The sequence below is a fragment of the Vibrio sp. HENC-03 genome (assembly GCF_000305755.2).
GTDB classification, from domain to species: Bacteria; Pseudomonadota; Gammaproteobacteria; order Enterobacterales; family Vibrionaceae; genus Vibrio; species Vibrio owensii.
This window is the reverse complement of sequence record NZ_JH976134.1, coordinates 90,068-96,669: the sequence shown is the minus strand read 5'-3', so window position 1 is coordinate 96,669 and position 6,602 is coordinate 90,068. Positions and strand designations below refer to the sequence as shown.

Annotated in this window: 5 protein-coding genes; 2 read left to right on the top strand and 3 right to left on the bottom strand. The window is 46.5% G+C overall.

Translation table 11 applies throughout. The features are described 5' to 3' along the window. Positions 1–265 precede the first annotated feature (265 nt). Genes hemG through VCHENC03_RS00015 form a run of 3 tightly spaced genes read right to left on the bottom strand, consistent with a single transcriptional unit; the run spans position 266 to position 2,930 of the window. The gene (gene hemG / locus VCHENC03_RS00005) at positions 266–793 is read right to left on the bottom strand and encodes a menaquinone-dependent protoporphyrinogen IX dehydrogenase (RefSeq protein WP_009708068.1); all 528 of its coding nucleotides are present in this window, start codon (positions 791–793) and stop codon (positions 266–268) included. A 9-nt stretch (positions 794–802) separates the two neighbouring features. Next, on the bottom strand, positions 803–2,260 hold the full coding sequence (locus VCHENC03_RS00010) for a TrkH family potassium uptake protein (protein WP_005532883.1): 1,458 nt from the start codon (positions 2,258–2,260) through the stop codon (positions 803–805). Positions 2,261–2,306: 46 nt separating this feature from the next. Beyond that, entirely contained in the window at positions 2,307–2,930 is a 624-nt protein-coding gene (locus VCHENC03_RS00015) for a YigZ family protein (protein WP_009708066.1), read from the bottom strand. A gap of 268 nt (positions 2,931–3,198) precedes the next feature. Here VCHENC03_RS00015 and fadB point away from each other — a divergent pair, with 268 nt between their 5' ends. Together fadB and fadA are read left to right on the top strand one after the other, a co-directional pair. After that, entirely contained in the window at positions 3,199–5,370 is a 2,172-nt protein-coding gene (fadB, locus tag VCHENC03_RS00020; RefSeq protein ID WP_009708065.1) for a fatty acid oxidation complex subunit alpha FadB, read from the top strand. Positions 5,371–5,384: 14 nt separating this feature from the next. Beyond that, positions 5,385–6,560 carry an acetyl-CoA C-acyltransferase FadA gene (gene fadA, locus VCHENC03_RS00025; protein WP_005426042.1) on the top strand — a complete coding sequence of 392 codons (1,176 nt, stop codon included), beginning with the start codon at positions 5,385–5,387 and terminating at the stop codon, positions 6,558–6,560. Positions 6,561–6,602: the final 42 nt, after the last annotated feature.

Below are 6,602 nucleotides of genomic sequence, written 5' to 3'. Positions count from 1 at the left end.
GCTCAAATCGGACGGCCATTTTAGCGAGTTAAAGTTTAGTGTCAATCACTTTTTTCAAACTTTTTTTCAAGCGTTTCCGCTTGGCTAATTGGCTTGCTAACTTGGCTTCTTACTTTCGAAACCTAAGCTTCGAAGCGTTGCCGTGTCAGCGAGGTGGCATTATAGAGATTGCGATCACATTGGCAAGCCCTTTTTCTCGTTTTTTTTGATTTTTTTATCGTTCGGATAAATTTGCGTCAAAAGCGGTCAAAAGAGCACGTTATTTCTACAGTTCTTTGAATTTATCTGCAAAAAGAGCCACTTTTTCCCAATTGGTGTATTCCACTTCTTTAGTCGTATCGGTTTCGCCACCTGTCATCGACATAATGAACTTAATCATCGTTTTGTCGAACCAACCATAACGTGGGTAATAAAGAGCACCAGCAAATACACCGATTAAGGTTGGTTTCCAAGGTGACTTCATTAGGAACTTACGAATGTAAGCGCTGCCTTCTGGCGTATCCTTTCCTTGGTCTTCTTTACGAGCAGTTAGGTTTACGCAGAAAAACGCTACTTTACTTTGTTCAAGTTGATTGAGGTTTCGGTCAATAAACTGGTACAGCTTCTTATTAAGATGACCATAACGAATAGACGCTCCAATCAATACCCTGTCGTATTGGCTAAAATCAATCGTCTCAACATTATGTAAATCCACCAGCTCACATTCGAAGCCTGTTAGCTTCTCATCTATATAGTGGAGAATTTTTTTAGTCTGCCCTTCACGGGAGGAATATAGAAATAATGCTTTTGCCACGATTTCCCCTTAGCTACGCCAAAACGTCGGCGTAAGTAGAATAAGTAAGGTAAAGATTTCCAAACGTCCAAACAGCATAGAAACAATCAATACCCATTTTGCTTTGTCGTTCACATCGCCAAAGTGAAGCGCAACTTCACCCAAGCCTGGACCTAAGTTGTTGAGCGTTGCTGCAACCGCAGAAAACGCGCTTAGCTCATCCATCCCTGTAGCAATCAAGCCCAACATACAAACCACGAACACCAAAGCGTAAGCAGAGAAGAATCCCCAAACCGCATCAACGACTCTTTGCGGTAGAGCACTGCCACCCACTTTGATGGTGTATACGGCACGAGGATGTACCAAACGCTTCAGTTCACGCGCACCTTGTAAGGTCAGTAGCAGAATACGGATCACTTTCATGCCGCCGCCAGTCGAGCCAGCACAACCACCTATAAAAGAAGAGAACAACAACAGCACTGGTAAGAATAATGGCCAATCAGCAAAGCCGGTTGTGGTAAAGCCTGCCGTAGTTGAGATGGATACGGTCTGAAAAAGCGCTTGATCGAATGCATCATAGGTTGAGTCGTAAGAATGGTGATTCAACAATAATAAGAAGCACACCAAGAACAAAACAACTTGTATAAAGATGAACGCGCGGAACTCTGGGTCTTTCCAATAGTATTTAGGATGCACGCCGCCAGATGCAAACGCAGCGAAGTGCAAAGAATAGTTACATGCCGAGATTAACAAGAAGACAACAGTAATCATGTTAATGGCATAGCTATCGAAATAGCCCATGCTGGCATCGTGTGTAGAGAAACCACCGATAGCAATGGTGGAGAAGCTATGGCTAATGGCATCAAATGGCGTCATACCTGCCAACCAAAATGCCAAGGCACACGCAATAGTCAGACTCAAATAGATGTACCACAGTGCTTTTGCTGTCTCAGCAATACGCGGGGTCATCTTAGTATCTTTTACCGGTCCTGGTATTTCAGCTCGATACAGCTGCATACCACCGATACCAAGAACAGGAAGAATGGCTACCGCCAACACGATGATACCCATGCCGCCAAACCATTGCAGGAGCTGACGATAAAATAAGATCGCTTTTGGCAGTTCGTCGAGCCCGACAATGACCGTCGCTCCCGTTGTCGTTAAAGCAGAGAAAGACTCAAAAAATGCGTCAGTCACAGATACATTGGGATTATCTGAGATAAGGAAAGGAATAGAGCCCGCACTGCCAAGTACAGTCCAGAAAAGAACAACAATAAGGAAGCCATCACGCGCTTTTAGCTCGTGTTTGTGCCTGCGGTTTGGGAACCAACAGATCCCACCGCATACAAGAAGTACGAAGAAAGTCGTGACAAAAGGTACACCCGCACCATCTCGATAGATAAGCGCAACCAGCGCAGGCGCGAGCATTGTGACACTAAAAAGTGCGAGCAATAGCCCGACGATTCGAATAATTGAACGAAATTGCATGGATTGATTGACTAGCGAAGCTGTCCCTGTGGCTTCCTATTTTTCATTATTGTCCGTCTAGTGGGGTGACAACTGCCTTTGCACCACTTTTGTTGATGATAGCTTGGGTAAACGCGCTCACTTCACGTAGCTCAATTTCCACCACTAATACCACCTGATCGCTGTATTCAGCATCCACTTCAACCGCACCAAACTGGGGCATAAGCGACTGTGCGATAGGCATAAACCCATAGTCTAACTCTAGTCGGAGTTTTGTGGTTATTTTTTTCTCAATTGTTTGAAGCAGCTTGAGCGCTTGCTGAACGCCGCCACCATAAGCCTTGACCAAACCACCTGTACCGAGCTTGATGCCGCCAGAATACCGAGTCACTACAGCTGTAATCTCTCCAACTCCGGAGCCAGACAACTGAGCAAGGATCGGTTTACCTGCCGTCCCTGAAGGTTCTCCATCATCACTAAAGCCCCACTTCATCGAATCTTCTGGTCGACCAGCAACAAATCCCCAGCAGTTGTGTCTTGCATCAGCATGCTTGGTTTTGATCTGCTCAACGAATGCTTTCGCCGCTTCCACGCTTGGCGTATGTGCTACGTAAGTAATAAAGACACTCTTTTTGATCTCTTCTTCAAATTGAGCAGGCTGAGCAGGAATCAGATAAGGCAGGTCATTCATAGGATTAAGTCACTTTTCTCTTTGTCTAAAGTCTATCACGAGACGGAATTGTGAGTCGCATAAGATCTGCCTTAGCGCACAATGTTAAACACTTGTTTAAAAAATGTATTGAAATTAACCAATCCGAAGTCCAAACTAACTTCACTGGTCTAACCAGAACAATAAATAAAACGACTTTCCTCTATATCTATTTGTTGCCCTACAGGCACTCAGCCCGCATCAAATTGATATACAGACAATCCAAGATTGTATGTCATGGAGATAGACAATGATTTACCAAGCCGAAACCCTACAGGTAAAGGAAGTACAAGATGGTATTGCAGAACTAAGCTTCTGCTCTCCAAAATCCGTTAACAAGCTGGACCTAGCGACACTAGAGTCACTCGACAAAGCCCTTGATGCACTAAAAGCGCACCAAGGACTGAAGGGCTTGATGCTCACCTCAGATAAAGACGCGTTCATTGTTGGCGCTGATATCACCGAATTCTTAGGTCTTTTCGCTAAGACAGACGCTGAACTCGATCAGTGGCTGCAATTTGCTAACAGCATCTTTAACAAGCTAGAAGACTTACCGGTCCCGACTATCTCGGTACTAAAAGGTCACACGTTAGGTGGCGGTTGTGAGTGCGTGCTTGCAACTGACATGCGAATTGGTGACAAGACCACCAGCATCGGTCTACCAGAAACGAAACTGGGTATCATGCCGGGCTTTGGTGGTTGTGTACGTCTGCCACGTGTTATTGGTGCCGACAGCGCAATGGAAGTGATCACTCAAGGTAAAGCGTGTCGTGCGGATGAAGCGTTAAAGATTGGTCTTCTGGATGCGGTTGTCGATAGCGACGCACTTTACGAGTCAGCACTCAAGACACTGACATCGGCAATCAACGAGAAGCTAGACTGGCAAGCTCGTCGCAAGCAAAAGACATCACCTCTAACGCTAAGTAAGCTTGAATCAATGATGAGCTTTACCATGGCGAAGGGTCTAGTGGCTCAGAAAGCTGGTCCTCACTACCCAGCCCCAATGACAGCCGTTATTACTATTGAAGAAGGTGCTCGCTTTGCTCGTAACGAAGCACTCGACATTGAACGTAAGCACTTCGTAAAACTGGCTAAGTCTGAAGAAGCAAAATCACTGGTTGGTTTGTTCCTTAACGACCAATACATCAAAGGGCTTGCTAAAAAATCGGCTAAGTCAGCGAGTAAAGACACGCAACGTGCAGCTGTGCTTGGTGCGGGTATCATGGGCGGCGGCATCGCTTACCAATCTGCACTCAAAGGCGTGCCGGTGTTAATGAAAGACATCGCGCAACCTTCACTCGATTTAGGCATGACGGAAGCATCTAAGCTGCTAAATAAACGCTTATCTCGCGGTCGCATTGATGGCTTTAAGATGGCTGGTATTTTAGCGTCTATCACACCAAGCCTACATTACGCAGGCATCGAAGAATCAGACGTGATTGTTGAGGCCGTAGTAGAAAACCCGAAAGTAAAAGCAGCAGTGCTGAGTGAAGTCGAATCACATGTCGGTGACGATACCGTTATCACCTCAAACACCTCGACGATTCCTATCAATCTATTAGCGAAATCGCTAAAACGCCCAGAAAACTTCTGTGGGATGCACTTCTTCAACCCAGTGCATCGCATGCCTCTTGTTGAGATCATCCGTGGTGAACATACCTCTGATGAAACCATCAATCGTGTTGTTGCCTACGCAGCGAAAATGGGCAAGTCACCAATTGTCGTTAATGACTGCCCAGGGTTCTTTGTAAACCGCGTATTGTTCCCATACTTTGGTGGCTTCAGCATGCTACTTCGCGATGGTGCTGACTTTACGAAAATCGACAAAATCATGGAACGTAAGTTTGGCTGGCCGATGGGACCGGCATACTTGCTCGATGTTGTTGGTATTGATACTGCTCACCACGCACAAGCCGTTATGGCGCAAGGTTTCCCTGAGCGTATGGGCAAACAAGGTCGTGATGCGATCGATGCACTATTCGAAGCAAGCAAATACGGTCAGAAGAATGGCAGTGGCTTCTACAGCTACACCATAGATAGAAAAGGTAAGCCTAAGAAAACCTTCTCTGAAGAGATCTTGCCAGTACTCGCTGACGTTTGTGCCGATAAGCAAGACTTTGACGATCAGACCATCATTCAACGTATGATGATTCCGATGATCAACGAAGTGGTACTGTGTCTACAAGAAGGCATCATTGCCACTCCACAAGAAGCGGACATGGCATTGGTTTACGGTCTTGGTTTCCCTCCATTCCGCGGCGGCGTATTCCGCTACCTAGATAGCGTAGGTATTGCTGAGTTTGTTGCAATGGCAAAACAATACTCAGAGCTCGGTGCAATGTACCAAGTACCACAGATGCTGATTGATATGGCGGCGAAAGGTGAAAGCTTTTACGGTGCACAACAGCAAGGTTCTATCTAAGGAGGGATTCTAAAATGACTAATCAAACAAGAAATGTTGTCGTAGTCGATTGTCTACGTACTCCAATGGGTCGCTCTAAAGGTGGTGCTTTCCGTCATACGCGAGCAGAAGATCTGTCTGCGCGCCTAATGAAAGGTATTCTTGCACGTAACCCACAAGTAAACCCAAGCGAGATTGAAGATATCTACTGGGGCTGTGTACAACAAACCCTAGAACAAGGCTTTAACGTGGCACGTAATGCGGCGCTACTTGCTGGTCTACCAATTGAGATTGGCGCCGTGACGGTGAACCGCTTGTGTGGTTCATCAATGCAAGCGCTTCACGACGGTACACGTGCCATCATGACGGGTGATGCTGAAATCTGCCTAATTGGTGGTGTTGAGCACATGGGACACGTACCGATGAACCACGGCGTGGACTTCCACCCTGGTATGTCCAAGACAGTTGCAAAAGCAGCAGGCATGATGGGCTTAACGGCAGAAATGCTTGGTAAGCTGCATGGCATTAGCCGTGAGCAACAAGACGAATTTGCTGCGCGTTCTCATGCTCGTGCACATGCTGCAACCGTAGAGGGTCGTTTTAAAAACGAAATCCTACCAATCGAAGGTCATGCGGCTGACGGCACGCTGTTCACTCTGGATTACGATGAAGTGATTCGCCCTGAAACATCCGTTGAAGGTCTATCTCAACTTCGTCCTGTTTTCGACCCAGCAAACGGCACAGTAACAGCCGGTACATCATCGGCGCTGTCTGATGGTGCATCAGCGATGTTGATCATGAGCGAAGAGAAAGCCAATGAACTTGGCTTGAAGATTCGTGCACGTATTAAAGGCATGGCAATTGCGGGCTGCGATCCTTCAATCATGGGTTACGGTCCTGTACCAGCGACGCAAAAAGCGCTCAAGCGTGCTGGTCTTTCAATTGAAGACATGGATGTGGTTGAGCTAAACGAAGCATTTGCTGCGCAGTCTCTACCATGTGCTAAAGACTTGGGTCTGCTTGATGTTATGGATGAGAAGGTCAACCTCAACGGTGGTGCGATTGCATTGGGTCACCCGCTTGGTTGTTCTGGCTCACGTATCTCAACGACTCTGATCAACCTAATGGAAGCGAAAGACGCAAAATACGGCCTGGCAACCATGTGTATCGGTTTAGGTCAGGGGATTGCAACGGTATTTGAACGACCATAGTTTGTTTGAGAAACGCTAGGTTGTAGTGATCAATCCAACAAT